The organism is Streptomyces sp. JLSY215 (assembly GCF_059682825.1).
The window spans coordinates 841,452-856,669 of sequence record NZ_CM185022.1; the positions used below are offsets into that span (position 1 = coordinate 841,452).

12 protein-coding genes are annotated in these 15,218 nt (G+C 71.1%); 6 read left to right on the forward strand and 6 right to left on the reverse strand.

From position 1 onward, the window contains the following. The first annotated feature begins 144 nt into the window (after positions 1 to 144). Together AC5677_RS03670 and AC5677_RS03675 are read left to right on the forward strand one after the other, a co-directional pair. A complete protein-coding gene (locus AC5677_RS03670) occupies positions 145 to 2,106 on the forward strand; it encodes a YcaO-like family protein (protein ID WP_497193554.1) in 1,962 nt (653 codons plus the stop codon). A gap of 19 nt (positions 2,107 to 2,125) precedes the next feature. Then, on the forward strand, positions 2,126 to 3,247 hold the full coding sequence (locus AC5677_RS03675; protein ID WP_497193555.1) for a SagB family peptide dehydrogenase: 1,122 nt from the start codon (positions 2,126 to 2,128) through the stop codon (positions 3,245 to 3,247). 22 nt (positions 3,248 to 3,269) lie between these two features. Here the strand turns inward: AC5677_RS03675 and AC5677_RS03680 are convergent, their stop codons facing one another. The 3 genes from AC5677_RS03680 to AC5677_RS03690 all read right to left on the reverse strand — a co-directional run bounded on the left by AC5677_RS03680 (position 3,270) and on the right by AC5677_RS03690 (position 6,076). Further along, complete coding sequence (locus tag AC5677_RS03680) at positions 3,270 to 4,292, reverse strand: ABC transporter substrate-binding protein (RefSeq protein WP_497193556.1); 1,023 nt, start codon at positions 4,290 to 4,292, stop codon at positions 3,270 to 3,272. A gap of 106 nt (positions 4,293 to 4,398) precedes the next feature. Continuing rightward, on the reverse strand, positions 4,399 to 5,271 hold the full coding sequence (locus AC5677_RS03685; RefSeq protein ID WP_497193557.1) for an ABC transporter permease: 873 nt from the start codon (positions 5,269 to 5,271) through the stop codon (positions 4,399 to 4,401). Further along, a complete protein-coding gene (locus AC5677_RS03690) occupies positions 5,261 to 6,076 on the reverse strand; it encodes an ABC transporter ATP-binding protein (protein ID WP_497193558.1) in 816 nt (271 codons plus the stop codon). Before AC5677_RS03690 ends, AC5677_RS03685 begins: the two co-directional genes overlap by 11 nt. Before the next feature lie 244 nt (positions 6,077 to 6,320). Between AC5677_RS03690 and AC5677_RS03695 the strand changes: the two genes are divergently transcribed. The 4 genes from AC5677_RS03695 to grpE all read left to right on the forward strand — a co-directional run bounded on the left by AC5677_RS03695 (position 6,321) and on the right by grpE (position 11,419). Next, on the forward strand, positions 6,321 to 8,012 hold the full coding sequence (locus AC5677_RS03695; RefSeq protein ID WP_497193559.1) for a sensor histidine kinase: 1,692 nt from the start codon (positions 6,321 to 6,323) through the stop codon (positions 8,010 to 8,012). A gap of 16 nt (positions 8,013 to 8,028) precedes the next feature. After that, complete coding sequence (locus tag AC5677_RS03700) at positions 8,029 to 8,721, forward strand: response regulator (protein WP_497193560.1); 693 nt, start codon at positions 8,029 to 8,031, stop codon at positions 8,719 to 8,721. A 179-nt stretch (positions 8,722 to 8,900) separates the two neighbouring features. Next, positions 8,901 to 10,778 (forward strand): molecular chaperone DnaK, encoded by a 1,878-nt coding sequence (gene dnaK / locus AC5677_RS03705; protein WP_497193561.1) that lies wholly within the window; start codon positions 8,901 to 8,903, stop codon positions 10,776 to 10,778. Further along, a complete protein-coding gene (gene grpE / locus AC5677_RS03710; RefSeq protein ID WP_497193562.1) occupies positions 10,775 to 11,419 on the forward strand; it encodes a nucleotide exchange factor GrpE in 645 nt (214 codons plus the stop codon). The genes dnaK and grpE overlap by 4 nt, the downstream gene beginning before the upstream one ends. 157 nt (positions 11,420 to 11,576) lie before the next feature. Here grpE and AC5677_RS03715 read toward each other — a convergent pair whose 3' ends face one another. From AC5677_RS03715 to AC5677_RS03725, 3 genes are all read right to left on the reverse strand, one after another. Beyond that, complete coding sequence (locus AC5677_RS03715) at positions 11,577 to 12,005, reverse strand: SRPBCC family protein (RefSeq protein WP_497193563.1); 429 nt, start codon at positions 12,003 to 12,005, stop codon at positions 11,577 to 11,579. A 111-nt stretch (positions 12,006 to 12,116) separates the two neighbouring features. Further along, the gene (locus AC5677_RS03720; protein ID WP_497193564.1) at positions 12,117 to 13,040 is read right to left on the reverse strand and encodes a HEAT repeat domain-containing protein; all 924 of its coding nucleotides are present in this window, start codon (positions 13,038 to 13,040) and stop codon (positions 12,117 to 12,119) included. Between the two features lie 65 nt (positions 13,041 to 13,105). Continuing rightward, positions 13,106 to 15,076 carry an APC family permease gene (locus AC5677_RS03725; protein WP_497193565.1) on the reverse strand — a complete coding sequence of 657 codons (1,971 nt, stop codon included), beginning with the start codon at positions 15,074 to 15,076 and terminating at the stop codon, positions 13,106 to 13,108. Positions 15,077 to 15,218 lie beyond the last annotated feature (142 nt).

Consider the following 15,218-nt stretch of genomic DNA (forward strand, 5'->3'; position numbering starts at 1 on the left):
GTACGGCTCGTCACGCGCGGCGAGCATCTCTATGTGTGTGCCAGTACGGGCACCCTCCGCGTCCCGGTCCGGCTGCCGGCCACCGGCGAGGGTGCGGGTCGGAGCGGGAGTGGGCAGGGAGCTGGGCTTGTTGCGCTCGAAGATGTGCCGGGGCGCGTGGTCGAGGGGCTGCGCGCCCGCGATCTGGCTCATCCCGGGGACGGGCAACGGGCGCATCCGCTCTACGGCGAGGGCAGCGAGCGGAGCGGGCTCAGGATCGCCCTGGCCGGGGAAGGGCAGCTGAGTTCCGAGGTCGGGGCCCTGCTGACCCGGGCAGGGGCGCAGGTGGTGGCCGACGGCCGGGCCGACGGGGCGCACGCCGTCGTACTGCCGCTGGGGCTGCCCGAAGACGAACTCCGGTACTGGACCGGCAGGGTGCTGGACGGCGCCACGCCCGTGGTGGCGTATCTGAGCACGCCGACGCGGCTGCTCCATGCCACCCTCGCCCCGCCCCGTACGGCCTGTCCGGTCTGTCTCGTGCGGCGTTTCCGCGCCAACCACATCTGGCAGCCGGTGGCCGACCTGCCGCTGGACATGCTGCTGGGCGCGGCCGAGAGCGCGGCCTGGCCGACCACCGCCATCGCCGCGGGGGTTCTCGCGCACGAAGTCCTCACCGCTCTCGCCCCGGGGCGCCGTCCGGAGGCGTCGGCCCTGACCGAGATCGACCATGCCTCGCAGGAACGCACCCGCCACGCCCTCTTCCACACCCCCCATTGCCCGGCCTGCGCGCACGCCGCCACCGCGCCGAAGCGCGGCGAGGTGAGCCAGGTCGACGCGCGGGCGAGCTGGGAGCTCATGCGCGGCGCGGTCGATCCGCTGACGGGACTGGTGCCCGAGCTGCGGGTGGACGAGGGGGACGGTCGTGCGGGCGGGACCACGTACGCGCGCACCGCGGGGATGACCACCACTACGTGGTTCTCCCCGGTGGCTGCCGAGGCGCGCGGGGGCGCGGTCAAGAGCGATCCGGTCACGGCGCGGGTCTGCGCGGTGGGCGAGACCATGGAACGGTATGCGGCCGGGGTCTATGACGAGGAACGACTGGTGCGCGCCACACTTGCCGATCTCGGCGACGCCGCGGTCGATCCGCGTGAACTGCCGTTGGGCTCCGCCAAGGAGTACGCCGAGCAGACCCGGTACGCGCCCTTCGATCCCGATGTGGCGATCGACTGGGTGGCGGGCCGGTCGCTGACCACCGGCCGGACGCGGTACGTACCGGCTTGTGCGGTCTACCTTCCGTACCGTTTCCCGCGGAGCCACAAGCCGTGGTTCGACCCCATTTCCACCGGGCTGGCCGCCGGCGGCAGCCACCACCACGCCGTGCTGGGCGGGCTGATGGAAATCGTCGAGCGCGACGCGACGATCGTCTTCTGGGAGAACCGGCTCACGCTGCCCAGCCTCGATCTCGCATCCCTCCCCGACGGCCGGGCCCGACGCATCGTCGACCGCATCACCGCCGAGGGGGCGACGGTCACCTGCAAGGATCTGACCACCGACCTGGGCATTCCGGCCGTCGCCGTCCGCTTCGCCGAGGGCACCGCCGAGCGGCCCGTCGTCATCCATGCCGCCCGCGCCGACCTCGATCCGCATGCCGCGCTCCTGGGTGCGCTGGAAGAGGCGTGCCTGTGCCGCACCGGCGCCGGCATCTGGCTCGACGAGGAGGAAATCCCGGCGGAGGATGCCGCGTTGAGCAGTCTCAGCGAATTCTGTCTCTATTACTGCGCCCCGGAACGTCAGCACCACCTCGCTTTCTGGGATGACGGCCCGCTGCGTCCGGTGCCCGCCGCCAGACCGGCCGCCGCACTCCAGGACGATGTCGCCGAGGCGGCACGGCGACTGTCCGCGCGCGGGTACGAGACCGTCACCGTCGACATCACCCCCATCGACGTCGCCGAATGCGGGGTCTCGGTGGTCAGGACCGTGATTCCGGGCCTGTGCCCGCTCACCCTGCGCAGCGACTTCCACCGGCGCGGCGGACCCCGCGTCCATCGGGCCCCGGTCGACATGGGGGTGCGCGCGACGCCGCTCAGGGAGGACGATCTCAACCCCCTTCCGCTGCCTTTCCTTTGAGCCCGTTCACACCGACCCGATGAGAGGCGACGGCAACGGCATGGATGGCCACCCCTACCTCTACCGACGTAACCCCGATCTGCTGCTGGAGTGGGGGGAGGGCGGCGGCCCCGTGCTCGTCGACTGCCGCCGGTGGCGGAAATTCGCCGCCAAGCCCGCGCTCGTGGGGCTCCTCCATCAGCTCGATCACCCGCAGACGGCCGATGAGCTGCACGGTCGTTGGGGCGAGGCCCAGCACGCCGACGAGGTGCACAAGATCCTGGAACGGCTGGCCGCGGCCGGGATCGTCCGCCGCAGCGCACCGTACGGCGACGGCCGCGCGGACGGCGGCGAGGGCACGGAGAACGGGCCCGACGGCGACGGATGGACGCCGTACGAACTCGCCGTGCACGCGCAGGCCGGAAAGGGCCCCGTCCCGCACGCCCGGCGCGGCACACCGCCGCCCGCCCGCTTCCAACACCCCGAGGCCGACGCCGCGATCGCGCTCCCCGACGGCCATGACGCCCCCAGCCGTCCGCTGGCCCGGGTCCTGGCGGAGCGCCGCAGCGTCCGGGCCTTCGCCCCGACTGCGGTGCCGCTGCCGCTCATCGGTGCCTTCCTGGACCGCACCGCACGGGTGCGCGGCCACTTCCCCCCGCGCGCCTACGAGCAGACCCAGCGCCCGGCGCCGTCCGGAGGGGGGCGGCACAGTCTCGAGGTCTATCTGCTGGCCCGCGAGGTGGACGGCCTGGCGGCCGGGGCCTACCACTACGACCCGTTCCACCACACGCTGCACCGGGTCTGTCCCTGGACCGATGGCCTCGCGTCCCTGCAGCAGCGCACCGTCACCGGTCCCACGCTCATGGAGTCCCCTCCCCCGGCCGGGCTCTATCTCGCCTCCTGCACCGGCCGCACCAGTTGGAAGTACGAGGGAATGGCGCTCAGTCTGATCTACCGCGACACCGGATGCCTGATGCAGACGATGAGCCTGGCCGCGACCGATCTCGGGCTGGCCTCCTGTCTGGTCGGCATGATGGAGACGCCCGTGACGGCACCGTTCCTGGCCCCGTACCAGGACCGGTTGATCCATGTGGGCAGCATGGCTCTCGGTCTGCCCACGGATCCGCCCGCGGCCCCCGCCGTCGAACCGCTCGGCCGCTGACGGGGGCGCGATCGGTGCCCCCTCAGCCGGACTTCTTGACGAACTCCGTGGTGTAGGTCTTCTCCAGGTCCACCGAGGCGTTCTTGAGGTTGGGGTTGAAGGCCTTGAGTACGCGCTCGACGGTGGCGGGGCCGTCCGCCGGCATCACGCCGTCCTTGGTGAACATCGGCAGGGTGTCCTTGATCGCCTGGGCGTAGAGCCGTTTGCCGCCCTGGGCGTAGTCGGCCGGCATCTTCGCGGCGATCTGCTCGGGGGTGTGGGTGGACATCCACTTGAGGGTCTTCACGAAGGCGTTGGCCAGCTTCTGGACGGTCTCCTTGTGGCTGTTCACCCAGTCGGTGTTCATGTAGAGGCTGGAGGAGGGGTAGGGGCCGCCGAGCGCCTGCTTCGAGCCTTCGGGGGTGCGCATATCGATGAGCACCTTGCCGAGGTTCTTGTTCACGATCTGCGCGACCGTCGGGTCGGTCGTCATTCCGCCCTGGATCGAGCCCTGCTGGAGGGCGGAGATGAAGGTCTGCCCGGCGCCGACCGCGACGGGCGTGAACGCATTGGTGGGCACGCCGTTCTTGACCGCGAGGTATTTGGTCAGGAAGTCGGTGGACGAGCCGAGGCCGGTGACGCCGAGCTTCTTGCCCTTGAAGTCCTTGGCGGAAGTGAGGCTGCCCGCCGCCTTGTTCGCGACGACCTCGACCTCGCCGGGGGCGTGGGCCAGCTGGACCACCGACTCCACCTGCTTGCCCTTGACCTGGAGATCGAGGGTGTGGTCGTAGAAGCCGACGACTCCCTGCACATCGCCGGAGACGAGGGAGGTGGTGGCCTGTACGCCGGCCGGTTCGGTGAGCAGCGTGACGTCGAGGCCCTCTGCCTTGAAGTAGCCGAGCTGCTGGGTGAGTCTCGCGGGAAGGTAGATGACCTTGTCCAGGCCGCCCACCATGATCTTGATGCTGCCGTCCTTGGCATCGGAGCCGGCCGGGGAACCACCGCCGCAGGCGGTGAGAGTGGCCAGGGCGAGGGCGGCGGCGGACAGCTTGAGCGGGATGCGCATGATCACGTCCTTGCGGAAGGGCAGGTGAGGTGAGGTGAGGTGAGGTGAGGTGAGGTGTCGGGGCTGTAGGGGCGCTGGGGCCCTGTGATGCAGCGGGCGCTGTGGTTCAGCGCTCGGCGGATGTATCGGCCGGCTTCCAGCGGAAGAGCCGCTTTTCGAGGAAGGCCAGCAGTCCCTCGGCGAGCAGGGCGACGACGGCGAGGATCACCATGGCCGCGTAGACACCGGCCGCGTTGAAGGTGCCCTGCGAGGCGGAGACCAGCAGGCCCAGGCCCTTGGTCGCGCCGATGTACTCGCCGACGATCGCGCCGATGAGCGCGAAGCCGAAGCTGACGTGCAGGCTGGTGAAGATCCAGGAGGTGGCGGAGGGGATCACGACGTGCAGGGTGACCTGGCGGTTGCCGGCGCCCAGGATGCGGGAGTTGGCGACCAGGTTGCGGTCGACCTCCCGGGCGCCCTGGAAGGCGTTGAAGAAGACCGGGAAGAAGACCAGGACGACGGCGGAGGCGACCTTGGAGGCCGGGCCGAGGCCGAACCAGATGAGGAAGATCGGGGCGAGCACGATCCGCGGCAGGGCGTTGAGGACCTTGATGTAGGGGCCCAGCACATCGGCGAGGAAGCGGATCCGGCCGAGCGCGATGCCCAGCAGCACGCCGCCGATCACGCCGATGACCCAGCCGAGGAGCGCCTCGTAGAGCGTGTACCAGATCTGCTCCCACAGCGAGCCCTGCGGGGTGCCGTGCAGCGCCCACTGGCTCATCTGGTCCCAGATCTTCGACGGCATCGAGAAGTTGAAGGGGTCGATGACGGAGGCGCGGGCCAGCCCCTCCCAGAGTCCGATCAGTCCGATCAGGAGCAGGACCCGGGTGCCATGGACCAGGAGTTTGCGGTTGCGGGCGGCGCGCGCCCTGGCCTGCGTACGGTCCGTCCGGCCGGCCGCGGTGGCGGACTTGGCCAGGGCCACGGTCTCAGGCGGCATCTGCGGCACCCCTCTCGCGGGTGATGCGTACCTCTTCGCCGAGCGAGGACCAGATCTCCCGGTAGATCTCGATGAACCGCGGCTCCAGCCGTACCGATTCGACGCGGCGGGGGCGCGGCAGGTCGATGGCGAAGACCTCCTTGACGGTCGCCGGACCGGCGGTCATCACCACCACCTTGTCGGCGAGCGCGATGGACTCCTCCAGGTCGTGCGTCACGAAGACGACGGAGGCGCCGGTGCCCGACCACAGGTCGAGGAGTTCGTCCGACATCAGGGCGCGGGTCTGGACGTCCAGGGCGGAGAACGGCTCGTCCATGAGCAGGAGTTCGGGGTCGTTGACGAAGGTCGCGGCGAGGGCGACGCGTTTGCGCTGGCCGCCGGAGAGCTGATGCGGGTAGCGGTCCTCGAAGGCGGCCAGCCCGACCCTGGCGAGCCATTCGCGGGCCCGCTCCTTCGCCTCGGCCTTCGCCACGCCGCGGAACCGGGGGCCGGCCATGACGTTCGACAGCACGGTGCGCCAGGGGAAGACCGCGTCCTGCTGGAAGACGAAGCCGATCTTGTCGCCGATGCCGCGGACCGGCTCGCCGGCGACCAGTACGTCCCCGACCGTGGGCTCCTCCAGCCCGCTGATCAGCGTCAGCGTGGTGGATTTGCCGCATCCGGTGGGCCCGACCACGGCGACGAATTCGCCCCGTTCGACGACCAGGTCCAGATCCCGGACGGCGGTGTGCAGTGTGCCGGACGGTGTCCGGAAGGTCTTGCTCGTTCCCCGCAGTTCGATCGCGGGGCTGGGGTGGCTGCTCATGGCCCGGGAGGCTAGGAGCGGACCGGGCCGGGGCGGCAGCCTTGTGGGCGCAAGCCGCCTTTCTGCGCGCAATACCTGTTGTGCTCGTTTTGCTCACGCTAGAACGACCAAAGCGTGACCGAGGGGTGGGCAGGCGCTCACCCACGGCTTACGGTGCGATCACCGCCACGTCATGCGGAAGGACTGATTCCGCGACGGGGCGGCCGGGACCGGGAAACGACATGGGACACAAGGGGAGGACCGGATGCGGATCCACTGGCCCCGGCAGATCTTCGCGCAGGTCCTGACCGCGCAGGTGACCATCACCACGGGCGTCATGGTGCTCGCCACGGGTCTGTTCCTCGCCCCGCTCGGCTCGGAGCTCGACGACCAGGCGATGCGGCGGGCGCTGTCCATCGCGCAGACCACGGCGGCCGATCCGGACCTCGCGCGGGAACTGGTCGCCACGGGACCGGATCCGCGCGGGCCGGTCCAGGCGGACGCGGAGCGGATCCGGAGGGCGACGGGGGCGCTGTACATCGTGGTGATGGACACCCGCGGGGTGCGCTGGTCGCACACCAATGCCGCCGAGATCGGCAGGCATGTCTCCACCGATCCGAGCCGTCCGCTCGGCGGCCAGGAGGTACGCGGGATCGACACCGGCACGCTGGGGCGGTCGGCCCGCGCCAAGGTGCCGCTGCGCGACGACGACGGCCGGATCGTGGGCGCCGTGTCGGTCGGTATCGCCTACGACAGCGTCCGGGGGCGGCTGCTCGGCACCATCCCCGGGCTGCTGCGGTACGCGGGCGCGGCGCTGGCCGTCGGCGTACTGGCGGCGGTCGTCGCCTCCCGCCGGCTGCGGCGCCGTACGCACGGTGTCGCGTTCGCCGATATCTCCGCGCTGCTCGACGAGCGGGAGGCGATGCTGCACGGCATCCGGGAGGGCGTGGTGGCCTGCGACCGGCACGGGCGGATCCGGCTGGTGAACGACGAGGCCGGGCGGCTGCTCGGGCTGGACGCGTCGGCGGCCGGGCGGGCGCCGGGCGAGGTGCTGCCGCCGGGCCGGACGACGGATGTGCTGACCGGGCGGGTGGCCGGGACGGATCTGCTGGCCGTCAGCGGCGGGCGGGTGCTGATCGCCAACCGGGTGGCGACGCGCGACGGCGGTGCGGTGGTGACGCTTCGCGACCGTACCGAACTGGAGCTGCTCGGCCGCGAACTGGACAGTACCCAGGGGCTGTTGGACGCGCTGCGCGCCCAGGACCACGAGCACGCCAACCAGCTGCACACGGTGCGCGGGCTGCTGGAACTCGGGCGGTACGAGAAGGCGGTGGAATTCGTCGCCGAGGTGGCCAGCGCCCACCGGGCGTCCGCGGAACAGATCGCCGAGCGGGTGCACGAGCCGCTGCTGGCCGCGCTGCTCGTCGGCAAGGCGGCCATCGCGGCCGAACGCGGGGTGTCGCTACGGGTGTCGGCCGCGACGCTGCTGCCCGACGCGGTGGTCGACCCGCGCGACCTGGTGACCGTGCTCGGCAATCTCCTCGACAACGCGCTGGACGCCCTCGCCGCGCGCCGCCGCGCCGAACCCTTCGTCGAGGTGGAGCTGCGCGCCGAGGGCACCACGGCGGTGCTGCGGGTCTCGGACAACGGGCCCGGTGTGCCGCCCCCGCTGCGCGGCGAGATCTTCACCGAGGGCTGGTCCACCAAGCACACCCCGGCGACGGCCGCCCCGCGCGGCCGGGGCATCGGCCTGGCGCTGGTGCGCCGGCTCGCGGAGCGGTACGGCGGGATGGCCCGGGTGACCGCCCGTGCGGGCGGCGGCGCGGTCTTCACCGTCGTACTGCCCGAGGCGCTCGCCCGGCAGGAGGGCGCACCCGGTGCCCCGGACCGGCCGGACGCCCCGGAGGCGCCGGGCGCCCCGGACACCCCGCTCACGGCCGCCGGAGGGCCACGATGACCGAGGGAGAATCGCCATGATCGACGTCCTTGTCGTGGACGACGACTTCCATGTCGCCGAGATCAACGCCGCCTATGTGTCCCAGGTCCCCGGCTTCCGCGTCACCGGTCGCGCCCACACCGCCGCGCAGGCGCTGGCGACCTTGGAGCGCACCCCCGTCGACCTGGTGCTGCTCGACCACTATCTGCCGGACGAGACCGGCCTGAGCCTGGTGCGGCGGCTGCGCCAGCTCGGCCACCGCGCCGACGTGATCATGGTGACGGCGGCCCGCGATGTGGCCACCGTCCAGGACGCGATGCGCTGCGGGGCGCTGCAGTACCTCGTCAAGCCGTTCGGCTTCGCCGGTCTGCGCGGCAAGCTGGAGGGCTACGCCGCGCTGCGCCGCACCGTCGCGGGCGTCGGCGGGCGCGGCGAGGCCGGGCAGGAACAGGTGGACCGGATCTTCGGCGCCTTCCGCACCGCCGACTCCCCGCACACCGAGCTTCCCAAAGGCCACTCGGCGGCGACCGTCGACCTCATCCGGCAGGTCCTCGGGGCGGCCGGGGCCCCGCTCTCGGCCCATGCGGTCGCCGAGCGGGCCGGCGTCAGCCGCTCCACCGCCCAGCGCTACCTGAAGCATCTCGAACGCAGCGGGCACATCACCCTGACGCTCAAATACGGCGACACCGGGCGGCCGGAACACCGCTACAGATGGGCGAGCGGGCGGTAACCGCAAGCAGCCTCTCCAAACGGGCTATTTGCCACGAATTCGGAGCATCTTGACAGGCGACTTGGTCCGACTTATGCAGATGGTGTAGGTGGCTTGCTCTCCGTACCAGCAGGTGAGAGGGCCTGTGTGGTGGACCGTACGGCGCAGCAGCGCTGCCCCGAGCAGGTGAGGAGAGGACCATGGCACGCGCAGTGGGTATTGACCTCGGTACGACGAATTCGGTGGTCAGCGTGATGGAGGGCGGCGAGCCCACCGTGATCACCAACGCCGAGGGGTCGCGGACCACGCCGTCGGTGGTGGGGTTCGCCAAGGGCGGCGAGGTGCTGGTCGGTGAGATCGCCAAGCGGCAGGCCGTGACCAACATCGAGCGCACCGCCCGGTCGGTCAAGCGGCACATCGGCGAGGCGGACTGGCGTTTCCCGGAGAAGGGCGACATCGACGGCAAGCGGTACACGGCGCAGGAGATCTCCGCGCGGGTGCTGCAGAAGCTCAAGCGCGACGCCGAGCAGTACCTGGGCGAGGACGTGACGGACGCCGTCGTGACCGTACCGGCCTACTTCAACGACTCGCAGCGCACCGCGACCAAAGAGGCGGGCGAGATCGCGGGCCTGAAGGTGCTGCGGATCGTCAATGAGCCGACCGCGGCGGCGCTGGCCTACGGCCTGGACAAGGAGCAGGACCAGACCATCCTGGTCTTCGACCTCGGCGGCGGCACGTTCGACGTCTCGCTGCTGGAGATCGGCGACGGCGTCGTCGAGGTGAAGGCGACCAACGGTGACACCCACCTCGGTGGCGACGACTGGGACCAGCGGATCGTCGACCATCTGGCCAGTCAGTTCAAGAATGCGTACGGGATCGATCTGTCGCAGGACAAAATGGCCACCCAACGTCTGCGCGAGGCCGCCGAGAAGGCGAAGATCGAGCTGTCGGCGGCGACCGAGACCACCATCAATCTGCCGTATCTGAGTGCGTCGCCGGACGGTCCGCTGCACATGGACGAAAAGCTGACGCGCGCCCAGTTCGAGAAGCTGACCGCCGACCTTCTGGAGCGGTGCAAGGCGCCGTTCCACAACGCGGTCAAGGATGCCGGGATCAAGGTCTCCGACATCAACGATGTGATTCTGGTCGGCGGCTCCACCCGGATGCCGGCGGTGACCGAGCTGGTCAAGGAGCTGACCGGCAAGGACCCGCACAAGGGCGTCAACCCGGACGAGGTCGTCGCCCTCGGGGCCACCCTGCAGGCCGGTGTCCTCAAGGGCGAGGTCAAGGACGTTCTGCTGCTGGACGTCACGCCGTTGTCGCTCGGTATCGAGACCAAGGGCGGCATCATGACCAAGCTCATCGAGCGGAACACCACGATCCCGACCAAGCGGTCCGAGATCTTCACGACGGCCGAGGACAACCAGCCGTCGGTGCAGATCCAGGTGTTCCAGGGTGAGCGCGAGATCGCGGCGTACAACAAGAAGCTCGGGATGTTCGAGCTGACCGGTCTGCCGCCGGCCCCGCGGGGGCTGCCCCAGATCGAGGTGTCGTTCGACATCGACGCCAACGGCATCATGCATGTCACGGCCAAGGACCTGGGCACGGGCAAGGAGCAGAAGATGACCGTCACCGGCGGCTCCTCGCTGCCGAAGGACGACATCGACCGGATGGTCCGCGAGGCCGAGAAGCACGCCGAGGAGGACCGCCGCCGGCGCGAGTCCGCCGAGACCCGCAACCAGGCCGAGCAGCTGGTCTACCAGACCGAGAAGTTCCTCAAGGACAACGAGGACAAGGTCCCCGCCGAGACGAAGACCGAGGTCGAGACCGCCGTCGGCGAGCTGAAGGAGAAACTCAAGGGCGGGTCCGCCGAGGGCGACGACACGGTCGAGCTCCGCACCGCCACCGAGAAGCTCGCGGCCGTCTCGCAGAAGCTGGGCCAGGCCATGTACGCCGAAGCCCAGGCCGCGCAGGCCGGCGCGGAGGGCGCCCCGGCCGGTGCGCAGGAGCAGGCCGAGGACGAGGTCGTGGACGCGGAGATCGTCGACGACGACAAGCAGGAGGGCAGCGCACGATGAACCGCCCGACCGACGTCCCTGGCCTCCCCCCTCCGACCCTGACCGTCGTCCGGGACCGTGCGGGCGACGGGCCCGCCGTCCTCCCGCCGCGCGCCGTCCAGGGCACGGAGACCGCCGGCCCGGACCGCGGCACGCCGTCCGTCCGGGGCCCCGTCGCCGCGCCGCCCCCGTCGCCGGAGACGGCGCTCCGTGCCGAACTGCACGAGCGCACGGCCGATCTGCAACGGCTGAAGGCGGAGTACGACAACTACCGCAAGCGGGTCCGCCGCGATCGCCGGGCGGTCGGCGAGATCGCCGTGGCCAATGTGCTGAGCCGCTTGGTGCCCGTGCTCGACGCCGTCACCGAGGCCGCCGAGCAGGGCGAGCTGACCGGCGGTTTCCGGCGCGTCGCCGAGGCGCTGGAGGCCGAGCTGGCGGCGCTGGGCCTGGAGTCGTTCGGCGCGCCGGGGGCTCCCTTCGACCCGACCTGCCACGAGGCCGTGACGTACACACCCGCCGACGTCCCTCCCGGCACCCCTTCCGACCAGGTCGAACGCGCCGTCTGCGGGACGATCCTCCGGCCCGGGTACCGGGTCGGCGACCGGCTGCTGCGGCCCGCTCAGGTGGCCGTTACGGACGAGGCGGCGCCTGCCGGGCCGTGATGCCCCGCGGCGCCTCGCCCCGCGGCGCCTCGCCGCGGGGCCGCCCGCCGCATCCCGGTCCGCCGTCCCGTCGGAACCCGCCATCACCGCCCCGGCGCACGCACCGCACGCCGCTCGTGTCACTCCGCTCGCCGAAGGGGTGACTCACCGTTGGCGTTCAGTGCTTGTGCTCCACCAGATCCTTGAACTGCTGGAGATCGCTGCGCAGCCCGCGCTCGATCGCGGCGGCCTGGGCAAACCCCTTCGGTCCGCCGAAATCCTCCTTGATCGTGCCCGGGTCGTACTCGAACCGCGCCTGGACGCGGGTGTGCTCACGGTCGATCGGCAGCAGCGAGACCGTGCCTGCCAGGTCAGGACCGGTCTTGGTCTGCCACGTCATCACCTTTTCCTTGCCGCGGTCGCTGATCTCCAGCTCCAGCTCCTGGGACCGGCCTCCCGCGTCGAGGCCGAGATGCGTCCGCCGGCCCTCCGAATGGGCCTCGCGGACGCCGTCGACGAACTTTGGATAGCTCTCCACCTTGTGCAAGGCATCCCATGCCTCGTCGAGGGGGGCGCCGATGTCGATGTGCTCTTCGAGCGTGCTCATGGGGCACCTCACAGATCGGTTCACGGCTGACGGGTTACGTCTCCAGGGTGCTCCGGGCGGAGGGCGGAAGCGACCCGAGTCGGGCGCCGCGCCCGCGCCGGAGCCGGCCGGTCACTCCCCGGCAGCGGGGCGCGGGCCCCGGGCCTCGACCTCGGCCGGCCAGGCGTCGCCCCGGCGGGACAGGGCGTGCCGCGCGGCGAGCCGGGGGCCGGCACAGGGGTCCGTCAGGGCCCGGACGAGCGTGGCTTCCTCGGCGGGCCCCGGGCGGCGGCCGAGCGCGATGACGGCCGCCCGGCGTACCCCGGCATCGGTGTCGGTGACGGCGGCGGCGCGGAGCGTCGCTGCGGCGGCCGGCGGGAGCGTGGGGTAGCGGCCCAAGGTCCAGGCGGCCGCGTTCCGTTGGGAGGGGTCCGGCGCCCCGCCGAGGAGCGCGGTCAGCGTGGGCACGTCGTACGGGAGCGAAACGTCGAAGCCCGAGCAGTCCAGTCCGTTGGCGGTCTCGTCCAGCCATCTTTCGTACCAGGCCAGGAAGTCGGTGTCGGGGCAGAAGGCGGGCGGCCCGAGATCGAGGTCGACGTCGACGATCCGCCCGCGGGCGGGGCCGCGGACCACGAGCAGCGTGACGAACGAGCAGCCCCGCTGGGCGAGGGGAAGGGCGCCGGGGAAGGGCTCGGGATCGTCGCCGTCCAGCGCTTCGTACCAGTCGGGTCCCGGCTCGGGGCCGGTGTGCGAGAGGGGGAAGGGGGTGGCGAGATGGCCGGGCCGGGGCAGGTCGAGGACGGCGAGGTACCAGTTGTCGAGGGGTTCGAGACCGTAGTACGGGCCGGTGCCGGCATGGCCGATCGTGGTCAGAAAGCTCCGGTAGCCCTCCGGCAGCCGGATGCCGTGCTCGGTCTCGAACGCCGCCACGCGGGACTCCGGGAGGGGCGGGCCGAGGCGGAAGCGGTGCTTCTCCTCTCCGAAGGAGTAGGCACGTCCGGGGAGCCCGCGGACGAGCGCCAGCTTGGCGGCGATTCTTCTCAGACGTGCGTCCACACCGGATCAACTTCCGGTGGCCCCGACGGAGTTCCCACCCCGTCAGGGCCTCGGAGGGCGGTCGCTCAGCCGACGTGGACGCGGGGCCGGCGCTCCCGGTCGGGTTCGGCCTCGCGCAGGACCTCGCGGGTGACCGGGGCGACCTCGCCCTGTCCGAAGAGGAAGAACCGCAGGAACTGCGCGAAGGGGTTGCCCTCGGTCCACTCGAAGTAGATGTGCGGCCGCTGCCCCGTCATGTCCCGTACGTGCAGCAGCAGGGCGGCGAGTGCGTTGGAGATGGTGGAGCTGTCGAGGCGCAGCACCCGGTAGCGGGCGTGCAGGACCTCGCCGTGGACCCGCAGTTCGCTCTCGAATTCGGAGGGGTCGCCGACGGTGACCTCGACGAAGATGACGTCCTCCGCGGTCGGAATGTCGTTGTCGGTGCGGATCTGGTGGAGCTTGTCGCGGTATTCGGCGACGTCCCGCTGGTCGGGCTCGTTCGCGATGAAACGGATGCCGCGCCGGGCGGCGTCACGGATGAACCGCTCGGCGGCGTCGTCCAGGACCACGCTGGTCACCCGCAGCTCGAAGGCGCGGGCGACGCGGGAGAGGAACGACAGCAGGATGATCCCGGCGATGAAGCAGGCACCGATCTTCACACCGTCGGGACGCTCGATGACGTTCACCACGGTGGTGTAGAGGAAGACCAGGGAGATCACGGCGAAGCCGATGGTCCAGCCGCGCTGGCGGGCGCGCCGGGCCGCGATGGTCACGGCGATGGCGGCGGAGCTGATCAGGACGAGGACGCCGGTGGCGTAGGCGCCGCCCTGGGCGTCCACGTCCGCGTCGAAGATCCAGGTCACCAGGAAGGCGACGAGGGTGAAGACCAGCACCATGGGGCGGACCGCGCGGGCCCAGTGGGGCGCCATGCCGTAGCGGGGCAGGTACTGCGGCATGAGGTTGAGCAGTCCGGCCATGGCGGAGGCGCCGGCGAACCACAGGATGGCGATGGTGGAGATGTCGTAGACGGTGCCGAACGCCGAGCCCAGGTATTCGTGGGCCAGGTAGGCCAGCGCGCGGCCATTGGCCTCACCGCCCGGCTTGAAGGCGTTCTCCGGGATGAGCAGGGTCGTGATGAAGCTGGTGACGATCAGGAAGCAGCTCATGATCACGGCGGCGGTGGTGAGCAGCTTCTTCGTGCCGCGGATCCGCCCTGCGGGGTTCTCCTCGGTGTCGTCGGCATCGCCCTCGACGTGCGGCATGACGGCCACGCCGGTTTCGAAGCCCGACAGGCCCAGCGCCAGCTTGGGGAAGACCAGCAGGGCCACGCCGACCATCGCCAAAACGTTTCCGTGCTCGGCGGTCAGCGCATGGGACCAGTCGGTCACCACATGCCCCGCGGTGGCCACATGCCACAGTCCGACGACGACCACGGCCACGTTCAGCGCGAGGTAGATCCCGACCAGGACGACGGCCACCCCGACCGCCTCTAGGAACCCCTTGAGGAACACCGCGCCCAGCAGGGCGACCAGGATCAGGGTGATGACCATCTGCTGGTTGTGCAGCGCGCTGTTGAGGTGCGGGTTCTCCACCAGGTGGGTGGAGGCGTCGGCGGCCGACAGGGTGATGGTGATGAGGAAGTCGGTGGCGGCGAAGCCCAGCAGGGTCAGGACGAACAGCTTGCCCTTCCAGAAGGACAGCAGCCGCTCCAGCATCGCGATCGAGCCCTGGCCGCGCGGGCTCTCCTCGGCCACCCGCCGGTAGACGGGCAGCGCGCCGGCGAGGGTCACGATGACCAGGACGATGGTGGCGATCGGCGACAACAGGCCCGCGGCGAGGGCCGCGATGCCCGGCTGATATCCGAGGGTGGAGAAGTAGTCCACGCCCGTCAGGCACATCACCCGCCACCACCGCTGTCCCTTGTGGGCGGTCTCCGGCCGGGGCTGTCCGCCCTGATGGTGCTTGGCCATATCGGCCAGGCCTTCCAGCATCCACGCCCGTAGGCGATGGCGTACCGAGGCGCTGGATCCCGAACCAGCGGGGGCGGGGGCGGTCATGCGTGCACTCCTGTCGTACGACGAAAGCTTTCGGCCATCGACGAGACGGCCAGGTCAGCGTACGCAACCGGCTCGGCGCGCCCGCGTCGGCATGCCGCTTCGGGCGCACAGGCGTCCGAGTGGGGGCCCACGCCGAGCCTCC

Coding starts and splice junctions, on each gene's coding strand:
- AC5677_RS03690 (WP_497193558.1), bottom strand. CDS start 6,076: ATGAGCAGCCACCCCAGCCCCGCGATCGAACTGCGGGGAACGAGCAAG.
- AC5677_RS03700 (WP_497193560.1), top strand. CDS start 8,029: ATGATCGACGTCCTTGTCGTGGACGACGACTTCCATGTCGCCGAGATC.
- AC5677_RS03675 (WP_497193555.1), top strand. CDS start 2,126: ATGAGAGGCGACGGCAACGGCATGGATGGCCACCCCTACCTCTACCGA.
- dnaK (WP_497193561.1), top strand. CDS start 8,901: ATGGCACGCGCAGTGGGTATTGACCTCGGTACGACGAATTCGGTGGTC.
- AC5677_RS03725 (WP_497193565.1), bottom strand. CDS start 15,076: ATGACCGCCCCCGCCCCCGCTGGTTCGGGATCCAGCGCCTCGGTACGC.
- AC5677_RS03680 (WP_497193556.1), bottom strand. CDS start 4,292: ATGCGCATCCCGCTCAAGCTGTCCGCCGCCGCCCTCGCCCTGGCCACT.
- AC5677_RS03685 (WP_497193557.1), bottom strand. CDS start 5,271: ATGCCGCCTGAGACCGTGGCCCTGGCCAAGTCCGCCACCGCGGCCGGC.
- AC5677_RS03695 (WP_497193559.1), top strand. CDS start 6,321: ATGCGGATCCACTGGCCCCGGCAGATCTTCGCGCAGGTCCTGACCGCG.
- grpE (WP_497193562.1), top strand. CDS start 10,775: ATGAACCGCCCGACCGACGTCCCTGGCCTCCCCCCTCCGACCCTGACC.
- AC5677_RS03715 (WP_497193563.1), bottom strand. CDS start 12,005: ATGAGCACGCTCGAAGAGCACATCGACATCGGCGCCCCCCTCGACGAG.